At 31.8% G+C, this 20,788-nt stretch carries 16 protein-coding genes, 1 tRNA gene and 3 riboswitches; of the genes, 9 read left to right on the forward strand and 8 right to left on the reverse strand.

Features of this window, described 5'->3' with window-relative positions; genetic code table 11:
• Positions 1 to 166 precede the first annotated feature (166 nt).
• Positions 167 to 1,276, forward strand: a complete 1,110-nt coding sequence (locus D4Z93_RS09475) for an HD-GYP domain-containing protein (protein ID WP_119972999.1) — start codon at positions 167 to 169, stop codon at positions 1,274 to 1,276.
• A 77-nt stretch (positions 1,277 to 1,353) separates the two neighbouring features.
• Here the strand turns inward: D4Z93_RS09475 and D4Z93_RS09480 are convergent, their stop codons facing one another.
• Positions 1,354 to 2,154 (reverse strand): M50 family metallopeptidase, encoded by an 801-nt coding sequence (locus D4Z93_RS09480; RefSeq protein ID WP_119973002.1) that lies wholly within the window; start codon positions 2,152 to 2,154, stop codon positions 1,354 to 1,356.
• Between the two features lie 194 nt (positions 2,155 to 2,348).
• Between D4Z93_RS09480 and nifJ the strand changes: the two genes are divergently transcribed.
• Positions 2,349 to 5,873 carry a pyruvate:ferredoxin (flavodoxin) oxidoreductase gene (gene nifJ, locus D4Z93_RS09485; protein ID WP_119973005.1) on the forward strand — a complete coding sequence of 1,175 codons (3,525 nt, stop codon included), beginning with the start codon at positions 2,349 to 2,351 and terminating at the stop codon, positions 5,871 to 5,873.
• A gap of 49 nt (positions 5,874 to 5,922) precedes the next feature.
• On the opposite strand, the gene D4Z93_RS09490 is transcribed toward nifJ, so the two are convergent.
• Positions 5,923 to 6,090, reverse strand: coding sequence for a CDIF630_02480 family spore surface protein (locus D4Z93_RS09490; protein ID WP_119973007.1), 168 nt, complete (start codon positions 6,088 to 6,090; stop codon positions 5,923 to 5,925).
• A 126-nt stretch (positions 6,091 to 6,216) separates the two neighbouring features.
• A riboswitch (cyclic di-AMP (ydaO/yuaA leader) is annotated at positions 6,217 to 6,351 on the forward strand.
• A 137-nt stretch (positions 6,352 to 6,488) separates the two neighbouring features.
• Between D4Z93_RS09490 and ablB the strand changes: the two genes are divergently transcribed.
• Complete coding sequence (ablB, locus tag D4Z93_RS09495; protein WP_119973010.1) at positions 6,489 to 7,337, forward strand: putative beta-lysine N-acetyltransferase; 849 nt, start codon at positions 6,489 to 6,491, stop codon at positions 7,335 to 7,337.
• A gap of 61 nt (positions 7,338 to 7,398) precedes the next feature.
• Here ablB and D4Z93_RS09500 read toward each other — a convergent pair whose 3' ends face one another.
• The 5 genes from D4Z93_RS09500 to D4Z93_RS09525 form a co-directional block, all read right to left on the reverse strand.
• Positions 7,399 to 8,217 (reverse strand): nitroreductase family protein, encoded by an 819-nt coding sequence (locus tag D4Z93_RS09500; protein ID WP_119973013.1) that lies wholly within the window; start codon positions 8,215 to 8,217, stop codon positions 7,399 to 7,401.
• Between the two features lie 94 nt (positions 8,218 to 8,311).
• On the reverse strand, positions 8,312 to 9,040 hold the full coding sequence (locus D4Z93_RS09505) for an EcsC family protein (RefSeq protein WP_119973016.1): 729 nt from the start codon (positions 9,038 to 9,040) through the stop codon (positions 8,312 to 8,314).
• A 90-nt stretch (positions 9,041 to 9,130) separates the two neighbouring features.
• Positions 9,131 to 9,727, reverse strand: coding sequence for a phosphatase PAP2 family protein (locus D4Z93_RS09510; RefSeq protein WP_423243031.1), 597 nt, complete (start codon positions 9,725 to 9,727; stop codon positions 9,131 to 9,133).
• Positions 9,728 to 10,267: 540 nt separating this feature from the next.
• On the reverse strand, positions 10,268 to 11,269 hold the full coding sequence (locus D4Z93_RS09520; RefSeq protein WP_119973023.1) for a GGGtGRT protein: 1,002 nt from the start codon (positions 11,267 to 11,269) through the stop codon (positions 10,268 to 10,270).
• A gap of 20 nt (positions 11,270 to 11,289) precedes the next feature.
• On the reverse strand, positions 11,290 to 11,982 hold the full coding sequence (locus tag D4Z93_RS09525) for an iron-sulfur cluster assembly scaffold protein (protein ID WP_119973026.1): 693 nt from the start codon (positions 11,980 to 11,982) through the stop codon (positions 11,290 to 11,292).
• Between the two features lie 340 nt (positions 11,983 to 12,322).
• Between D4Z93_RS09525 and nadA the strand changes: the two genes are divergently transcribed.
• The 4 genes from nadA to D4Z93_RS09545 all read left to right on the forward strand — a co-directional run bounded on the left by nadA (position 12,323) and on the right by D4Z93_RS09545 (position 16,341).
• The gene (nadA, locus tag D4Z93_RS09530; RefSeq protein ID WP_119973029.1) at positions 12,323 to 13,237 is read left to right on the forward strand and encodes a quinolinate synthase NadA; all 915 of its coding nucleotides are present in this window, start codon (positions 12,323 to 12,325) and stop codon (positions 13,235 to 13,237) included.
• A 24-nt stretch (positions 13,238 to 13,261) separates the two neighbouring features.
• Positions 13,262 to 14,830: an L-aspartate oxidase gene (locus D4Z93_RS09535; protein ID WP_119973032.1), complete on the forward strand. Its 1,569-nt coding sequence runs from the start codon at positions 13,262 to 13,264 to the stop codon at positions 14,828 to 14,830.
• A 6-nt stretch (positions 14,831 to 14,836) separates the two neighbouring features.
• Positions 14,837 to 15,664: a carboxylating nicotinate-nucleotide diphosphorylase gene (nadC, locus tag D4Z93_RS09540; RefSeq protein ID WP_119973035.1), complete on the forward strand. Its 828-nt coding sequence runs from the start codon at positions 14,837 to 14,839 to the stop codon at positions 15,662 to 15,664.
• A 158-nt stretch (positions 15,665 to 15,822) separates the two neighbouring features.
• Positions 15,823 to 16,341 (forward strand): amidase domain-containing protein, encoded by a 519-nt coding sequence (locus D4Z93_RS09545; protein ID WP_119973038.1) that lies wholly within the window; start codon positions 15,823 to 15,825, stop codon positions 16,339 to 16,341.
• A 23-nt stretch (positions 16,342 to 16,364) separates the two neighbouring features.
• Here the strand turns inward: D4Z93_RS09545 and D4Z93_RS09550 are convergent, their stop codons facing one another.
• A complete protein-coding gene (locus D4Z93_RS09550) occupies positions 16,365 to 18,362 on the reverse strand; it encodes a methyl-accepting chemotaxis protein (RefSeq protein WP_119973041.1) in 1,998 nt (665 codons plus the stop codon).
• Between the two features lie 202 nt (positions 18,363 to 18,564).
• A riboswitch (ZMP/ZTP riboswitch) is annotated at positions 18,565 to 18,641 on the forward strand.
• Between the two features lie 91 nt (positions 18,642 to 18,732).
• Positions 18,733 to 18,852: riboswitch (THF riboswitch) on the forward strand.
• Between the two features lie 62 nt (positions 18,853 to 18,914).
• Between D4Z93_RS09550 and D4Z93_RS09555 the strand changes: the two genes are divergently transcribed.
• Positions 18,915 to 19,517, forward strand: coding sequence for a folate family ECF transporter S component (locus D4Z93_RS09555; RefSeq protein WP_119973044.1), 603 nt, complete (start codon positions 18,915 to 18,917; stop codon positions 19,515 to 19,517).
• A 189-nt stretch (positions 19,518 to 19,706) separates the two neighbouring features.
• Positions 19,707 to 19,793: transfer RNA gene (locus D4Z93_RS09560), tRNA-Leu, on the forward strand.
• The last annotated feature ends 995 nt before the right edge of the window (positions 19,794 to 20,788 follow it).

Raw genomic sequence — 20,788 nt, forward strand, 5'->3', positions numbered from 1 at the left:
ATTTATCAAAAAACTCATAGAATATTAATTTTTTAATACTAATCAAAAAAATATTAAAATTATTCTCCTTAATTAAAATAAAACATTTAGAAATCTAAAAACACTACGATAAATTATGTAAATATTTATATTTCAAGGTTAATCAATGTGTATGAGGTGAATAAATATGTCATTTAAAAAAAAGTCATTGCCAATAAATGAACTGGTGCCAGGAATGATATCAGCAAGCAATATTACATTTGAAGGTCGGATACTTATCGCTAAGAATGTATGTATAACAGAACAGGTTATAGAAAAATTAAAGAAAAATTATATTGTTGATAGTGTGTACATATACATCAATAATCCTTCTATACAAGATAATAGTTATGAAACAGATATCACTGAAAAAAAGCAGTCTTACAAACAATTTAAAAGGCTAAAAGGCAAATCAACACAGGAACTTGAAAATACCTTCAATGAATTTTCTTCAAACTTAAAAGATATCTTCGATGATATTTCAAATTTGAAAGTTCCTAAAATAGATTCCATAAGAATATTTTCAAAACGAATACAGAGAGAAATAAAATCAACCGGTATAGTTATTAAAAATATAGTTTTCTTCGGAAGCAAAGGTGATCCTATATATAGACACAGCATAAATGTATCGGCAATAAGCTATATACTTGGTAAATGGTTAAATTTCAGTGAAAAAGAATTAAACTTATTAACATATTCTGCAATATTTCATGATTTCGGCAAAATACAATTAAGTAATGAACTAATCAACAAATACCCAAACCTTGTATCTTCAGAACATGAAATTTATAAATCTCATGTTGTTTTAGGATATAATTTTGTAAAGCAAATTCCATACCTCAATTTTTCTGTAAGCTATGGTGTACTTATGCATCATGAAAATATGGATGGCTCTGGATACCCTCTTGGAATAAAAGAGGATAAAATTCATAAATTTGCAAAAGTAATCGCTATTGCAGATTTATTTGACAATATCAGTTCAAATAGGTACATAAAAAAGCCCAATGGTCCATTTGAAACATTAAAATTCATTCAACAAGAAGGCCTTGGAAAATTAAATTGTGAATACTGTAATGTATTTTTAAACCATATAATAAATTACTATATGGGTGAAAATGTAATCTTAAATGATAACAAATCATTTAAAATCCTTAAGATTGATATAAATAACTTAACCAGACCACTTCTTTTTGGAGACAATGGATTCCTTGATTTAAAAAATGAAAAGAATTTATATGTTAAAAAACTAGTACTATAGGGTTTATAAATAAAAGCTTAATCTATCTCCCTTAGATTAAATTAACTTTAAAATTATAAACCCTATAGTATGGTATTTTATGATTTTATTAGTCGTGAAATTATACTTATTATAAAAGTAAACAGTGATAAGAAAATTGTGAATATCATAATACCTGTAATCAGTAAATTATATTTAATAATACTAAATTCAGGTACATATTTTGATATTCCAAATATATTAAACATCAGAAATACAATAAATATAACTGCAACTCCATTGTATGACTGTTTAATATCGGCAGAGCTCAATGATATATGTGATGATACGCAAATTGATATAAATAAAAATATATAGAAGTATATATTTCGAAAATTTTCAGGAGAAAAAATAACCTTTAAAAGTCCAAAATAAGAGGCAAGCATTAGTTCAACAGCATGTCTATTTATTACTGTTACATGTAAACTTGTTTTTAAAATATATAAAAGGTCACCATATGCTGCCGGCATCATATACTTCATTAATATAATTATAAAAATTGCACCACCAAATATCGGTGCCGTTCCTATGAAAAAATTTCCAACTTGCTGGTATATATTATTTTTATTATAGCTGTGATTTACATATCCCATAACACCATTTGCATCTGGTCTTTGAAGCAACTTAATATCCATAATTTTATGTCCAAATATCAAAGCAAAAATTGCATGACTTAATTCATGTACTGGAACTCCAATAAAACCGGTTAACATTACTGCATTGCTTCCAAAGCTCATCTGAAAATTCTTCAAAGCTGAATTTCTTAAAATTCCAAGTATTAAGCCGGCTATAATTATTACACCAACTAAATTTATAGTTTCTATAAAAGATTTTAAAAATAACTGAATTAAAAAACTCATATAATATTTCTCCTCCATATATATTTAAAATTACAACCAAAGGGAAAATGTACTAATATCTATGTTAATAAGTTTAACATTTATGAAACCTGGATTCAAAGTAAATGCATAATCATTAAATTTATTGAATTTAACAAACACTCTTTGTAAATACTAAATATGTTACAAATTATTTATAGAGGAGGAATTTTTCTATGGAAAAAAAATTAAAAACCATGGATGGAAATCACGCAGCTGCCGAAGCTTCTTATGCTTTTACAGATGTTGCAGCTATTTATCCAATAACCCCATCTACTCCAATGGCCGAACTCGTAGATGATATGTCTGCACATGGCAAAAAGAATATATTTGGTCAAAGTGTTAAACTAGTCGAAATGCAGTCCGAAGGTGGTGCAGCTGGAGCAGTTCATGGTTCATTAGCTGCCGGGGCACTAACTACTACATACACAGCTTCTCAAGGATTGCTCCTTATGATACCAAATATGTATAAAATAGCAGGTGAATTGCTTCCTGGAGTATTTCATGTAACTGCCCGTGCTATTGCAACTCATGCTCTGTCAATATTTGGTGACCATCAAGATGTTATGGCAACAAGACAAACAGGATTCGCTTTGTTAGCATCATCCAATGTACAAGAAGTAATGGATATGACAAATATTGCTCATCTTTCAGCAATCAAACTAAGCATTCCATTTTTACATTTCTTCGACGGCTTTAGGACATCACACGAATACCAAAAAATAGAACTAATTGACTATGAGGATGTTGCAAAGTTAGTTGATTATAATGCAGTACAAAAATTCAGAGATAGGGCTTTGAATCCAGAACATCCATCAATAAGAGGAACTGCACAAAATCCTGATATATATTTTCAGGAGAGAGAAGCTTCAAATAAATTCTTCTCAAAAGTACCTGATATTGTTGAAAACTATATGAGGGAAATAGAAAAAATCACCGGAAGAGTATACCATCCATTTGATTATTATGGAGATCCCAATGCAGAATATATAACTGTAGCAATGGGTTCTGTATGCGATACTATAGAAGAAACTGTGGATTACTTGAGACAGCATAGTAAAAAGGTCGGAGTTATGAAGGTACACCTGTACAGACCATTTTCCTCAGATTATTTCTTTAAATATATGCCTAAATCTGTGAAAAAAATCGCGGTTTTAGATAGAACAAAAGAACCAGGATCAACAGGTGAACCTCTTTATCTTGATGTTGTCAATTCATTTTACAATAATTCAAATAAACCTGTCATAGTCGGTGGACGATATGGGTTAGGTTCAAAGGATACAACGCCTTCCCAAATTCTAGCTGTGTTTAAAAATCTTGAAGCATTTACTCCTAAAAATGGATTTACAATTGGAATAATAGACGACGTTACAAATACATCTTTAGCTGAAGAAGAAATAATAGATACAACACCTGAAGGAACTATTAGATGTAAATTTTACGGTCTAGGTTCTGATGGTACAGTTGGTGCAAACAAAACAGCAGTCAAAATAATAGGTGATAAAACAGATTTGTACTGTCAAGCTTATTTTTCATATGACAGTAAAAAATCTGGTGGAAGTACAGTCTCTCACCTGAGATTTGGAAGCAAGCCAATAAAATCTCCTTATTTAGTATATGAATCAGATTACACTGCCTGCCATAACAAATCATTCATATATAATATAGATATTTTAAAAGGTTTAAAGAAAAATGGTACCTTTGTTTTAAATTGCCCCTGGAATGAAAATGAACTAGAGGATAATTTACCTTCAAAGATGAAAAGATATATTGCTCAAAACAATATACAGTTTTATACAGTAGATGCAGTATCTATAGCTCAAAAAGTCGGATTAGGCTCTAGAATAAATATGGTAATGCAAGCAATATTTTTCAAGCTCGCAAACATACTTCCACAAGATCAAGCAATTAATTATTTAAAGGAGTCTGTGGAACATACCTATGGCAAAAAAGGTAAAAATATAGTTGATGCAAACAAAGCAGCAATAGACGCTGGAGTGAATGCCTCACACAAGGTTGCTATACCAGATTCCTGGAAGGATGCAAAAGATGCGCCGGTTCCTGAAGAAGATATTCCTGATTTTATAAGGAGAATTGAAAGACCTATTGCAAGGCAAGAAGGTGATTCACTTCCAGTCAGTGCCTTTAATGGATTAGAGGATGGCACTTATCCACCTGGAGTAACAGCTTATGAAAAGCGTGGTATAGCAGTATTTGTACCTGAATGGCAGATTGATAAATGTATTCAATGCAATCAATGTTCATATGTGTGCCCTCATTCAGTTATAAGGCCATGTCTACTAAATAACGATGAGGTCAAAAATGCCCCTAAAAACTTTTTAACAAAAAAAGCAGTCGGAAAAGGAATGGAAAATCTGGAATATCGTATTCAAATAAGTCCTCTTGATTGTACTGGATGTGGAAACTGTGCCAATATATGTCCTGCTCCTGGTAAAGCACTTGTAATGAAACCGGCACAGAAACAGATTGAAAATCAGTCGAAAAATTTCGAATATGTATCAAAAATTTCTCCTAAACAAAACTTAATGGATATCCATACAGTTAAGGGGAGCCAATTTTCTAAGCCACTGCTCGAATTTAATGGTGCATGCCCGGGTTGCGGTGAAACACCTTATATAAAACTCTTGACTCAACTTTATGGAGATAGGATGATGATAGCCAACGCAACAGGTTGTTCATCAATTTGGGGAGCCTCAGCACCGGCAATCGCTTATACCACAAACTGCTTTGGTAAGGGTCCTTCATGGGGAAATTCATTATTTGAAGATAATGCCGAATACGGTTATGGAATGTTTCTTGCAGTAACTCAGATAAGAGAAAAACTTGCTGATTTAATTAAGCAGGCAATATCAACAAATATAAATCCTAATCTTAAAAAAGCTTTTAAAGAATGGCTTGATGGATATAATAATACTGATATTTCAAAGAAATCATCTGAAAAAATACTTGAACTCATTATAAATGAAAACTATAAGGAAAATAATACCTTACATGAAATACTTCTAAGAAAAGATTACCTGATCAAAAAATCACACTGGTTAATTGGTGGTGATGGCTGGGCATATGATATAGGCTTTGGAGGATTAGATCAAGTTTTATCATTAGGCGATGATGTTAATATATTAGTAATGGATACTGAAGTTTATTCAAATACCGGTGGACAGTCATCTAAATCAACTCCTACTGGTGCAGTTGCAAAGCTTGCTGCACGCGGTAAGAAAACACGCAAAAAAGATTTGGGTCTTATGGCCATGACTTATGGATATGTTTACGTTACTCAAATATCACTAGGTGCAAACATGAATCATGCAATTAAAGCAATTACTGAAGCTGAATCTTATAACGGTCCTTCTTTAGTAATAGCCTATGCTCCCTGCATAAGTCATGGTATTAAAACTGGTATGGGAACCAGCATTGCTGAAGAGAAAAAAGCCGTTGAATCAGGTTATTGGCATTTATATAGATTTAATCCTATTTTAAAAAAACAGGGAGAAAATCCATTTATATTGGATTCCAAAGAACCTACAAGTTCATATATGGATTTCATAAATGGCGAACTACGCTATTCATCACTTAAAAATATTTTTCCTGAAGTCGCCGAAAGTGCCCTTAAACAATCTGAAATTAACGCCCATGAAAGATACGACATATATAAGAAACTATCTTCTATCAAATATTAACAAAATAAAAAGTCTAACCTCTTTGTGGTTAGGCTTTCTATCTTTAATACTATTTTTCATTGGAATCAACGAAATCCTTGGCATTTTCAACATCAAGTTCACTAGGAATAGATACCTTTGAGTCGGGTTCCTGCTTATAAACATCACCCAAAGGAGCAGTATCATGCTTTTCTATTGGTTTCTTTTTAAAGTTATTTCTAATATTATCTTCCTTCATATATATTCCTCCCTTCGTAATTATTATTTCTAATTTTAAAAAATATATGAAAAATTATTATTGAATGTGATCACAATATATTGACATACCTATATTAAAGTGATATGTTTATATTTAAAATGACGAATATTGATAGCGCTGAATCTTTTGAACGGGAGAACCACATTTGGGGTGAGTCTTATCCAAATATGAGATAAGTAGGGTTATTTTTCTTCGACCCGAATCCGTCAGCTAATCTCGTAAGCGTTGAAGAGAAGTTTTTAAGTATACTTTTACTGATTCATTAAATTTTAAATGAATTGGACATTCAATAAACTGCAGTTACTTCTCTGCAGTTTATTATTTTTTGTAATAATTATAGAACTTATATTTTACTAATTTTAGGAGGAAAACAAATCGTGAATTCTGCTAAATGTAAATTAAATAATAATTACTATGCCAGGATAGACAAAGTAAAAATATATATTGATTATGTTAACAGCCGTGTCAAAATAATTAACTTTTATAAAATATCTGTACAGGCTCTAAAAAGAATAATACACTTTACCTCAAAACAGCATCTAAGTAAAGTTGTATGCAATTGTAACTCTCAATCTTTTCAAAATTTTTGTGATGCAGGATTTATTCCAGAAGGTAAAATAGACTCATATTTTAGAGGAGAAGATGCATTATGTATGTCATATTTTATAAGCAGCAATAGAAAAATATGTAAAAATAGTAATATTGAAAATTTGTTCTTAACTAAAAGTTTAAATATGAAAGATAAGTTTAAGTTTAACAACAACTTAAAATATCATATAAGAGATGCAAAAGAAAGCGATATAAGCGAATTAATATCATTGTTTTCTGAGGTATTTTTCGCATATCCAACTTCTATATATAATAGAGACTACTTAATACAAAATATGAGCAAAAATGTTTTATGCAAGGTTGCTGTATTCAATGATAAGATAATAAGTGCAGCTTCTGCCTACCTTGACTATGAAAATTTAAATGCAGAAATTGCCGATTGTGCTACCTACCCTCATTATAGGGACAAAGGTATTATATCAAATATAATTTATCTTTTAGAAAAAGATATTAGAGACAAAGATTTTATAAGCTTATATAGTATGTCTAAATCCACAAGTCAGGGTATGAATATTGCATTAAGTAAGCAAGGATACAATTATAGAGGTACATTAGTAAACAACTGCAATTTATGTGGTGATTTTGAAAGTATGAATATTTGGGCTAAAGATATCTAGAGGAAATGTTATAATTTAACGTATTTAAAAAATAGTGTAGGGCTCATGAAAGCCCTATATTCTATTTCCAGCGGATATCTGCCTTTTTTCTCGGCACAGTTCTTAAATATTTAACTCCAGGATATCCAATTATCATAAAAGTTACAACCTTTCTTCCTTTCTTAACTCCAAGGAATTTACCTATTCTCTCATCCATTTGAGCAGCTGCAGCAGAAAAGCCACTAAACAGCGTTCCAAGTCCCATAGCATCAATCATAAGTTCCATATTTGAAGATGCTAGAGCCCCATTTACTTCTTCTCTCGCTGTAACTACTATTACTAATGGAGCATTAAAAAATAATCTATCATTTTTAGGATTTTCCTCACACTGTTTATACATATTAATCCACATTTTAGCATATCTTTGATGAAGTACATTTTGCTCATTTGGATCTTTAAGTATTTTTTCTCCGGCTTGATTTAAACTATTGAGTATTAATCCCCTTAACTCCTGTATTTTGTCCTTTACAACTATATAAGATACATCCTGCATATTACTTCCAGTCTGAGTAAATCTTCCAGCCTCTATAATTTTTAAAATTTTTTCATCTTCTATTTTTTTATCTTCAAATTGTCTTATAGTTCTTCTAAACTTAATAAAATTCAAGAGTATATCAGGATCAACAAAAAAATCCTCTTTATTATATTCTTTCACATCCTCCATATTGTATTCATCCGTTGACACTGCATTTTTAGGACACACAGCTATGCAATGTCCACACTTTATGCAAGTTACATTATTAATTTCAGCTTTTCCATCTACAATTTCTATATCACTGACAAAACAATCCTCAGAACATTTCCCACATCCTATACACTTTTCAATATCCACATTCATCATAAAAACTACACTCCCTTTATCACTATGTTAAAATATACGTACCATTATATTTTAACATAATTAGTCTAATCAAATTACAATTAGGTGTTTTAAATCAATCCTCTATTTTAAATACTCTAAACCTATATGCATTCATAGCTACCTTGCATAATTTCTCCATAAGTTTGTAATTAGCATATGCTCCAACTATTGCGCCAAACCCCGGAATTAGTTGAAGTGTTTTAGCAATGTCTATATAATCTCTATATTCCTGTTGAAATGTTCTCCAATCAAAACTATCCTTATCTTTAGGAAGATTATTCGAGTAAGACTCCCAATTTGAAATTATATTATAGATCTCATTTCTCCTTTTTTGACTCGAAAAAGCTATCTGAAATACATATAATATATATAATCTTTCCTTATAATTTTTTGCATTAAATCCATAAATTCCAGCTGCGTCAAATAAAAAATTCATTTTCAAACTTAAAAGTACAGGAAAATCAGCCATTCCAATTAACATCCCAGCTGCACCAGTACCGGCTCCACTTGCTGATGCAAGATTTCTGTAAGTTTTCATTTTTTCTATTACAAGTTTTTCACGCTCCTGCAGGCACATATTATAAATTGGTTTTATTGAAGAACTATATTTGCACCCATCTATAACCGCTTTTATCATGTTTTCTACAGCTTTTGATACCAAAGCCTGCACTTTTTCGGGAATAAAGCTGTTCATTTTATCTTCTATATTTTTAGCAAATATATTTCCAGGGTCTGGTTTAGCCTGCATTTCTTTTTTCCACTTAATAAGTTCTCTTAATGCTTTATCTTCATATAAATTCATATAATCTACTCCTAAATATTTTCATATTTATACATTACGGTATACAAACATAAAAAGCAATATGTTTTATACTTTGATGTGCTTAATGATTTAATCACCTTTTCTACATAATGACTGTTGCTTTTGACTCAATCTATTGAAAAAATAAATAGTCATTTTACTACAAATTAATCCTAAAATAATTCCAGCTAAAACATCTGTAGGATAATGAACATATAGATACAATCTCGAAAAAGCTATTAACGCCGCCAAACCAAAAAACTCAACTGCATAATTTTTAAGATATTTTGCTAATATTCCTGCTGCTGCAAATGAAGATGCAGCGTGTCCTGATGGAAATGAATATGATAAAGGTTTTGAAATTAAAAGCTTAACTGCTGGTATATCTGCTGATGGTCTTATGCGCTGAACTACATGTTTTAATATTCCTTCTCCTAAAACCGTACTTAATATTAACGCTACTAAAACCATAAAACCTACGTTTCTATATTTTTTATTAATTATTAGTAAGATAGAAATCACAATCCATACCGCTCCTAAGTTGCCTAAAGAAGTTACTATGATCATAACTTTATCCATCATATGTCCATACATATGATTCTTTATGTATAAAAGGATAAAAATATCAAAATTTTGTATTAAGGCCATCATCTTCACTATCATCTCCATTTTTTTCTTAACACTCATTTAATCAAATTTTCATTCTAAATAAAAGATTAAAATAATAACAAAGAACATATCACAAACAGATATTATTTGAGCAATAACAAAAGTACCCATGTCATCTGTTGTAGATTTCCGCTTTTTTTCATTAAAATACATAATTAATGTCATAAATAAAACTATCAAGCTAAAAATCAAGACAAAAAATCCGGTATTTCTAATAGAAGACCAAACACCATTTTCTATTCCATATTTTATAAAATAATATATAAAGCAGGAAAACATACAAATATAATACCTAATATTAAATAAAATATAAGTTCCATAATGAAAGCAAATGTTTGGAATATTCTCACTCTTTTACTACCTTAAATTTATGATTTTTTCTTTTGTAATGACTCATAGTTAAATTGTACTACTCCTGAAATTTTGTTCATAATGTTAAATTGTTCCTTTTTCAAAACTTTTAAGGTATACAAAAAGACTGCATACGCTAAGATTTCACTTAAGATAACATGTGCAGTCCTTTTAATCAATTTTTATTCAGTTAATATGTCTAGTTTTCTACTTATTCATAGCCTCTTCAATTGCAACTGCCACTGCAACGGAAGCTCCGACCATCGGGTTGTTACCCATTCCGATAAGTCCCATCATTTCGACATGAGCCGGGACTGATGATGATCCTGCAAATTGAGCATCCGAATGCATCCTTCCCATAGTATCTGTCATACCATAAGATGCTGGACCCGCTGCCATATTATCTGGATGAAGAGTTCTTCCAGTTCCGCCACCCGATGCAACTGAAAAATATTTCTTACCCATCTGAACACATTCTTTCTTATATGTTCCTGCAACCGGGTGCTGAAATCTCGTTGGATTAGTCGAGTTACCAGTTATTGATACATCAACACCTTCATGGTGCATTATTGCAACTCCCTCTCTGACATCATCGGCACCATAGCATTTAACTTTTGATCTATCACCTTTCGAGTATGGTATTTCCTTAATTATAGTAAGTTTACCGGTATAATAATCAAATTTCGTCTGAACATAAGTGAAACCATTTATTCTCGATATTATATAAGCGGCATCCTTTCCAAGACCATTTAATATAACCTTAAGATGTGTTTTTCTTACCTTATTTGCAGCTTCAGCTATTTTTATTGCGCCTTCTGCAGCTGCAAAAGACTCATGTCCTGCTAGAAATGCAAAACATTTAGTTTCCTCCCTAAGAAGCATAGCTGCAAGGTTTCCGTGTCCAAGTCCTACCTTTCTATCATCTGCAACTGAACCAGGTATACAAAATGACTGCAGACCCTCTCCAAGTGCTTCAGCTGCATCAGCTGCCTTTATGCATCCCTTTTTTATAGCTATTGCTGCTCCGACAGTGTAAGCCCAGCAAGCATTTTCAAAACATATTGGTTGGGTCGATTTTACTATGTTATAAACATCTACTCCCTTTTCATCACAAACAGTTTTAGCTTCTTCTACAGAATTCATACCATACTCTTTAAGTACTGGTATAATCTGATCTATTCTTCTCTCATAACTTTCAAATAATGCCATTTTATTATCCTCCCTATGTACTATTCTTGTCTTGGATCTATAACTTTGCAGGCTTCGTCAAATCTACCGTACTGACCTGTGGCTTTTTCCATAGCTTCATTAGCATCCATACCTTTTTTAATCATTTCCATCATTTTGCCAAGACTTACAAACTTATATCCTATAACCTCATCATTTTCATCTAAGGCAATTTTAGTAACATAACCTTCTGTCATCTCAAGATATCTTGTTCCCTTAGCTTTTGTTCCATACATAGTACCAATCTGGCTTCTGAGTCCCTTTCCTAAATCCTCAAGTCCAGCACCTATTGGAAGTCCACCTTCTGAAAAAGCTGTTTGAGTTCTGCCATATACTATCTGTAAAAATAACTCTCTCATAGCTGTATTTATTGCATCACAAACCAGGTCTGTGTTTAATGCTTCCAATATTGTTTTCCCCGGTAATATTTCTGATGCCATAGCTGCCGAGTGAGTCATTCCCGAACATCCTATTGTTTCAACTAGAGCCTCTTGTATGATACCATCTTTAACATTTAAAGTTAATTTGCATGCACCCTGCTGTGGAGCACACCAACCTATACCATGAGTCAAACCTGAGATATCCTTTATTTCTTTAGCTTGTACCCATTTTCCTTCTTCTGGAATTGGAGCCGGTCCATGGTCTGGTCCCTTAGCTACACAACACATTCTTTCAACTTCTGCCGAATAAATCATACTTTATTCTCCCTTCTGATCATTTAATTATTAACTATAAAAATAAAGTAATTTGTAATCTTCATGGGATTATTTTAACCCGCTGGGATATTTTTAGTCCCACTATAAGAACATCCTCTTATTACTTACATTTTAACAAACATAAGTATATATAACAATACATTTTGACATATTAAAATAAAACTTTTTAAAAGGACAATTGCAGCATTAGAATATAATACTTGCTAGAATAATGAATGAAAATTGTAAGTACATATTTTCGATATTGTTAAGGCTTGCATTTTAGTATATACTTGTGTATATACATTAAAAATATGTAATTTTAATTTAGAGGTGTAATATGGATAATAACATTTTAGTAAATGAAATAAATAGGTTAAAGAAAGAAAAAAATGCTTGTATATTAGCACATAATTATCAAGTACCCGAAGTTCAGGATATAGCAGACATTGTAGGTGACTCTTTTACACTTAGCCGTGCTGCTGCAAAAATGGATAATGAAGTTATTGTATTTTGTGGTGTTAAATTTATGGCAGAAAGTGCAAAAATACTTTCTCCAAACAAAAGAGTTTTACTGCCTTCAAAATATGCAGGATGTCCTTTAGCGGAGTGTATAGATAAAGACGAGCTAATTATGGAAAAGCAAAAGTACCCTGATGCGGCCGTAGTATGTTATATAAATTCTTCAACTGAGGTTAAAGCTATAAGTGATATATGCTGTACTTCTTCCAACGCAGTTAAAGTTATAGAAAGTATAAATAAAAATAAGATACTATTTGTGCCAGACGAAAATCTCGCAAGTTTCATAGCTGAAAAAGTTACAGATAAGGAAATCATACCATGGGAAGGAGGTCACTGTATAACTCATGCCAGGATAACCATAGGAGATGTCAAAAAAGCAAAAAGCGATCATCCTAAAGCTGAAATGTTGGTGCACCCTGAAGTTTCAAAAGTAATAAGAGACAATGCTGACTTTGTAGGAAGTACATCACAGATAATTAACTATGCAAAAAATTCCCAAAATAGTGAATTTATCATAGGTACTGAAATGGGAGTGCTGCACAAAATGAAAAATGATAACCCTAAAAAGAAATTTCATTTATTAAGTTCAAAACTTGTATGTCAGAACATGAAAATGACTACACTTAAAGAAGTTCATAGTTCTCTTTTAAATACGGAACATGAAATATTTGTTCCCGAGGAAATTAGATTAAAAGCGCTTAACTCTCTTGAGAAAATGCTTGAGATTAGATAAATTAATGATGGTTGGTGGTATAAAGTGAAGAGAAGATATCTAATAAATTACAATGATTTCTGTGACACCAAAAATTTTGATGTAGTTATAATTGGAGCAGGAATAGGTGGCATCTATACAGCTTTGATGCTTCCCAAAAATTTAAAAATAGCTATTCTAAGTAAAAAGAACATATATGATTGTGACTCATATCTTGCCCAAGGAGGAATAGCAGCAAGCATAGATGATGATAACAGAAAGCTGCATGTAGATGATACTATGAATGCAGGCTGCTATGTAAATAATATCGATGCAGTAAACACACTTGTGTATGAATCTAGCGATGCTATAGACAGTCTTATAGATCTTGGAGTTAATTTTGATAAAGATGAAAATGGCAATTTTTACAGATCATTTGAAGGAAATCATTCTATCCCTAGAATCTTGCACGTACATGGTGATTCTACTGGAAAAGGCATAATGGAGATTTTGATAAAAAGAGCTAAAATTGCTCCAAATATAGTGATAATGTCAAATATATTTGCTTTAGATATTGTAGACAGCAAAAATATTTATACCGGAATAACTGCATTTTACAATGATAAACTCATCTATCTAAAATCAAAATGCTGCATTATCGCATCAGGTGGAATAGGTCAATTATTTTCAAAAACTACAAATGCAGACATACTTACAGGTGATGGAATTGCAATGGCAATAAGAGCAGATGTAAATTTAGCTGATATGGAGTACATTCAATTTCACCCTACTGCCTTATATTCTAAAGAAAATAATTTTAAAAAAATGTTTCTCATATCTGAAGCAGTAAGAGGCGAAGGTGCCATACTTAGAAATAAATCCGGCAGCAGATTTATGGAGGAGTATGACAAGAGGATGGAACTTGCACCTAGAGATATTGTAGCAAGAGCTATCAGTGATCAAATGAAAAAAAACTACTCAGATTATGTTTATTTGGATGCAACTATGTATGATAAAAATTTTTTAAAAAATCGATTCAATAAAATTTATACAGAGTGTGAAAATAATAATATAGAAATCTATAAGGACTATATACCCGTGACTCCTGCCCAGCATTATTTTATGGGTGGAATTAAAGTCGACTTGTTTGGAAGAACAAGCATGAAAAATCTATATGCTGTTGGAGAGTGTTCCTGTACTGGAGTTCATGGAGCAAACAGACTTGCAAGTAACTCCCTAATGGAAGCTGTTGTATTTGGAAAACAAATTGCCAATGATATTAAATACAGAATTAAAGATATAAAAAATATACATGAACACGTTAGTGGGAATATTAATTTTGAATTTGAAGAAGGAAATTTTAGTCTTTTAAAGTTAAAAAACGATTTAAAAGTAATTATGGAAAATAATGTTGGTATAGTCAGAACAGTTGAAAATGTTAAATTTGCATCAAGAGTTGTGAGAGAAGTTCTATCTAAACTTGAAAATATGAATTTTAGAAATGTAGAAGGAGTAGAAGTTTATAATATGTATGAGGTTTCTAAAAACATTATTGATGCTGTTTTAGAATCTGATTCTTCGCTCGGAAGCAATTACATTGAAGACTACTCTAAAAACAAATTAGTTTTGAGGTGATGTTGATTGAATTATTTGATAGTAGATAAATTAATTAAAAATGCGCTTATGGAAGATATCAATTATGGTGATATAACCACAGATACTTTATTTTCTGGTAACGAAATTTCAAAGGGGAGACTTATTGCAAAAGAATCTGGTGTAATTGCCGGAATTAATGTTGCAAAAAGTGTTTTTGAAACTTTAGATAAGAGCATAGAGTTTAAAGTACTTATAAACGATGGTCTAAATATTCAAAAAGGTAACATTATTGCAGAATTAGAGGGGCCATCCAAATCAATATTAAAAGCAGAAAGAGTTGCCTTGAACATACTTCAAAGGATGTCTGGAATTGCAACTAAAACGAGTAAAATTGTAAATTTAGTAAAGGATTATGATATTAAAATAGTGGACACTCGAAAAACTCTTCCTGGTTTTAGAATGTTAGATAAGTATTCTGTAACAGTTGGGGGAGGTTACAATCACAGATTGAATTTATCTGATTTTGTAATGATTAAGGACAACCATATACAGGCAGTTGGTTCTATAACTGAAGCTGTTAAAAGAATAAATGACAAAGTTAGCTTTACAACTAAAGTTGAAGTCGAAGTTGAAAACTTAGACCAGCTAAGAGAAGCAATGAAAACTAAAGTTGATGTAATCATGCTTGATAATATGGATATTGAAACTATGAAAGAAGCAGTAAAACTTGCTCACGGGAAATTTATTTTAGAAGCTTCAGGAAATATTACAGAAGAAAATATAAGAAACATTGCCGCAACCGGCGTTGATATAATATCACTTGGAGCTCTTACCCACTCTGTAAATGCACTTGACATAAGTTTAAAATTTTAGACACTAAAATGTGCTATGTTAATTAAAAACTTATTGATTAACATAGCATATATGTCTTTCTGTCATTCATGGAGTGACAAACTTTTAAAGATTAACCTTCTCATAAAATTAATCATAATATAATACTGTAATTAATTTTATGGAGAAATTATAAGTATATGAAACATTTATCCTATTCCAGGGAAAGAGCGGTTAATTATGCTATTAACTTCGCTGCAATTCCAAATCCCAATTTTAAATACTTTATACCATATGGTGATAATGGAGGTGATTGTACCAATTTTACATCCCAGTGTTTAAATGCTGGTGGTGCTCCAATGATATTTTCCGGTAATAATCAATGGTGGTATTACAATAAAAACTCCAAAAATAATTCACTTGACAAATGGTCCGTTTCATGGGCAGTCGCAAATTCACTTTATTGGTACCTAAAAAATAATTATGTAAAAAATTTATATGGAATTAAAGGAAAAGAAGTTTCTGATATCAAAACCCTTGAGATTGGTGATATAATATTTTTTAAAGATTCACAAGGAAATATATCTCATTCTGCTATCATAACTTCTTTTGACGATTATGGTATTCCGCTTATAGCCCAGCATACACCAAACGTTTTAAATATCCCTTATATGAAAAAGTGGGCAGTGGAAACATTTTTTATAAAAATTATTCTTTAGATACCGTATACAATATATAAGAGTTAATTAATTTTAAATTGACTTATCTCATCTTTAAGTTCCTCTGCTAAAGTTTTAAGCTGCTCCGAATGTCTTGTAAATTCCTGCATAGTTGCAGATATTTCTTCGCTGGATGCAGTAACTTCTTCGGAAGCCGAGGCTGTTTCTTCAGATATGGATGAGATATCTTCAATTTCAGCTAATGTAGATTGTTTATTATCATTCACATCAATAATGGATTTCTTTACAGAATCAACTCTACCTATCATTATTTCAATTGATTTAAGTATCTCATTAAATATCTCCTGGGTTTTATTTACTGCCTTATACTGTTCATTTACCGCTATTTCAGTTGAATTAATGGCATCTACAGCTGTTTCAGATTTTTTCTGTATAGCTGCTATAATATCCTTTATTTCCTTTGCAGAGTTTTGAGACTGCTCGGCAAGAACTCTTATTTCTTCTGCTACTACAGCAAATCCTTTTCCTGCTTCACCGGCACGTGCAGATTCTATACCCGCATTCAGAGATAATAAATTCGTTTGTTCCGTTATATCAGTTATCGTTTCTGATATAACATTTATTTGTTTAGCACTTTCGTTCATATCAAAAATTACTTTATTGACTGCATTAGTGGATTCTTTGGTTCCATTGGATTTTTCTATCAAAGTGTCTATCATAGAAAGACCTGTTGATCCAAGTTCTTTGGTATCCCTTGAAATTTTATCAATTTCGTTTGAATTATTACTTATCTCATCCAGTTTATTTGACAGTGAATTCATTTCAGCTGCACCTGTCTGGGCATTCTCCGCCTGCTTAGTTGCACCCATAGAAACTTCTTCTATAGCTTTTGATACTTCAGTTACAGATGAGGTTACTTCGCCGGACATATTTGCCAGGCTTAAAGAAGTTTGCAATACTGTTTCTGAAGATTTTGTGACATTGTTCATAAGATCAGATACATTTTTAAGCATAGTATTAAATGATTCAGACAGATCTTTAAATTCATCTTTTGTTGAAGCAGTTACTGATACTGTCAAATCTCCCTTTGAAGCTTTGGAGAATGCTTTTTTAAAGTTATTTATATTATCAGATATACCTTTACTTAATGTAAAAGATAAAGCTGCTGCAGCCAGTGCCATTATTAATATCATTAATAAAGTTATCTGCAATATGGACTTTGTATCTTTGGAAAGTTCACTATCATTTAAAGTGGCGATTACTTTCCACCCGGTTAATTTATTTGTTGTAAATGCTCCAAACTTTTTTACGCCATTATAAGTATAATTGACAAATCCGCTGTCCTCTGATTTTGCCTTACTCCAGAAAGTCAATTTTGAGGATATATTAGTATTAATAAGATTTTTTTCTGGACTGGCTATTGCTTTACCCGTAGAATCAACAAGAAAAACAGATCCTGAATTGCCAACTTTTTTTGATGAAATTTCTTGCGATAACGTTTTTAGAGAACAGTCTAGTGCCAGAACACCTACAACCTGTCCATCTTTTTCTACCGTCTGTGAAAGCGTAATTATATTATTTTTTGTTGCAGCATCTATGTATGGCGGACTTATAATAACTTTACCTTTATTTTTTAATGCGTCTTTATACCAGTCTCGTGTAGTTGCATCAAATCCATCTGGGTGTGCATAAGGATATGATCCAAATTTGTGAGAGGCAGTTCCGTAATAAACTTGAAAAGTATCTTTGTCGCTTTCTTTCATATTTTTTAATGCATAAGACAAGGCATCATTGTCATTACTAGTATCATAATTTATAATACCGGGATTTGCAGCCGATATGGAAACTAATTTTGAAAAAATATCTAAGTAATTGGACAAACCATCATCTATTTCATCAATTGTTTGGGTAGTTGTAAGTATTAATTTCTGATTAAGTATTGATTTTGACTTAGAGTATGATATAAATCCGGATATTAGTAATGGGATTACACAAATTAGTATTAAACTTATGACTAATTTAGTACGAATACTATTTAATTTAGAATTTTTAAAATCCATTTTAATTTACTCCCCCTGTTATTTCTTAATATACCATTATAATAAATCATAAATTTACACAAATCAACATATTTTAGCAATTTTATAAAAATATCTAATATTAAATAATAAAGCATATTAAATATTAGAAAATTATAAATAGATTTGATGAAGTTATTCCAGCTTCCTTGACAAAAGGTTACAAAACGCTTATTATTTATCCTAGAAGTCATATGACTGACGGATGTGGAGTACCACAAGGGAGTATGACAGAAAAAGCCGACCGTCTGGGCAACCGCCTGGATAGTTGGCTTTTTTACACTATATAACAGGAAGAAGGAATTTCGTCAGCTATCATTTGATTTCGTATCACATTACAAATAATAAAAATGGCAGAGTAGATAATTGTGGGTTATGTGCCCGAGAAACGGGGAGTTGATCTCGGGACGGAAACATTTCGTTAACATAAACCAATACGAAAGTTACCGTACAATTATCGCATCCCGCTGCTGCATATAGGAAATTCCTCCTTTATGTGGCATTGAATCTTGCCATATTCAAGGAGGTTTTTACATGTTAAAAAGCAACACTTATTCAATCTTCACGCCAAAATACTGGATTGCAGCTTGTTCCGAGTTTCGAAACCTGCGCTCACTTGTTTTCGCTGGATTGACCATAGCTCTCAGTACAATCCTGAGCTCGCTTTATATCCCGGTGGGTATAAATCTTCGCATTACCACCGTTTTTTTAGCGCTTGCTCTCGGATCTATGATTTTCGGCCCTGTTATCGGTTTATCCGCTGGATTGGCATATGATTTAATCGGCTACTTGCTTATTCCTACCACTGTTTTTTTCCCGGGGTATACTTTATCATCCATGCTTGAATTCTTTATTTACGGGATATTTCTCTACAGGTGCAAAATTTCAGTATTACGGGTATTTCTTTGCAAGTTTATCATTGATTTTGGCATTCACGTCGGATTAGGATGTATTTGGAGCAGTATGCTATTTGGAAAAGGATATTACTACTTTTTTATAAAGAGTCTGATAAAGAATACAATCATGCTCCCAATTGAAGTAATAATGCTTATTGTACTGCTGCAGATCTTCCTTCCTGTCCTTGCGCATCAAGGCATCATTCCAGAGCAAAAAAATAAATACATACCGCTGGTTTAATCTTTTCGTTTCTATATGGTTTCGAAGGAAGAACCTTTTTAAGCAAAGAAGACCTTGAAATTTTCTCTATGACTTGATGAAATTGTGGCAGCTGCTTTGAGCCTTGTTAAACTTCTAAGCTAAACCTCTGGGGTTATTAATTTCTGCTTGACTAACTTAAACTCATATGATATTATATATACGTTCCTTGCCGAAGTGGTGGAATTGGCAGACGCAACGGACTCAAAATCCGTCGTTGGTAACAACATGCGGGTTCAAGTCCCGCCTTCGGCACCAAGTTATATCAACGGTTAAAGGCTCTTTGGATGAATAATCCAAAGAGTCTTTTTCATGCATTTGCTAACATTTTGCTAACATACAAATTAGGCCTTATAAGCATTAAATAATATAAAAAATAAAATTTCTCGTGTTTCAAATTCTTAGGAGCTATTATTTTTATATCTTTTAGTTTCAAAAATTCACAGTTTCCATAAGCCTATGAGCCACGCTATATATTAGAACTAACTTGTCACTTTCTATATCGCAAAATACTTTTTTACTTCAAATCTTTTAGAGTGAGCTTTCCAATTAATTCTTATTCCAGCTTTAAATAATACATTATTAGATATTAATCAAAATGAAACCATATAGTAGCTTTAACTCTTCGCTCACTCAGAATAAAAGCTACTATATAGTCGATTAAATATATTGGGCTGCTCCACCCCAAACACAGGTAGCAAATCTCTGCGGGTCTTATAATAGGCTCTCTCTGGTCGCAAAGAAACTTTGAACAAGCTACTATTTTTCTCTCCACTCGCGCTGCAGCTCTGCAAGCCTTAAGTATTCCTTTAGGGTCCTAAGCTGCACTCCTTACGTTCAAAAAAATAGCTAGTTCAAAGTAAAAAAATAGTAAGTTTCTCATCTCTCCAAGAATTTCTCCACATAGATTATTAGGTATTTCTCTTATTACTTCACCCTTCAATACAAAACATTCATGCACTTACTTTTACTTCAATAATTTAATGTATATTTTTGAATACATATTTTGCTTATTTATTCTATTTATTTTTATCCCTAAAATATAAACATCATTATCATATACTATAATAATCATACTGATTCTATATATATCACAACTGCTTAACATCTCTATATTTTTTATGTTTATAGTTTAAAGTGCTTCTGTATTAAATCTAAAAAAAGTGCCTGTTTGCATGAAACTGCGTGGTATTCCTCTTGGGTCTTACTTCTACGCTCAAAGTTTATGTTATTAATAAATTTTCATAAACGTC

The sequence above is a fragment of the Clostridium fermenticellae genome, assembly GCF_003600355.1.
Taxonomy (GTDB): Bacteria; Bacillota; Clostridia; order Clostridiales; family Clostridiaceae; genus Clostridium_AV; species Clostridium_AV fermenticellae.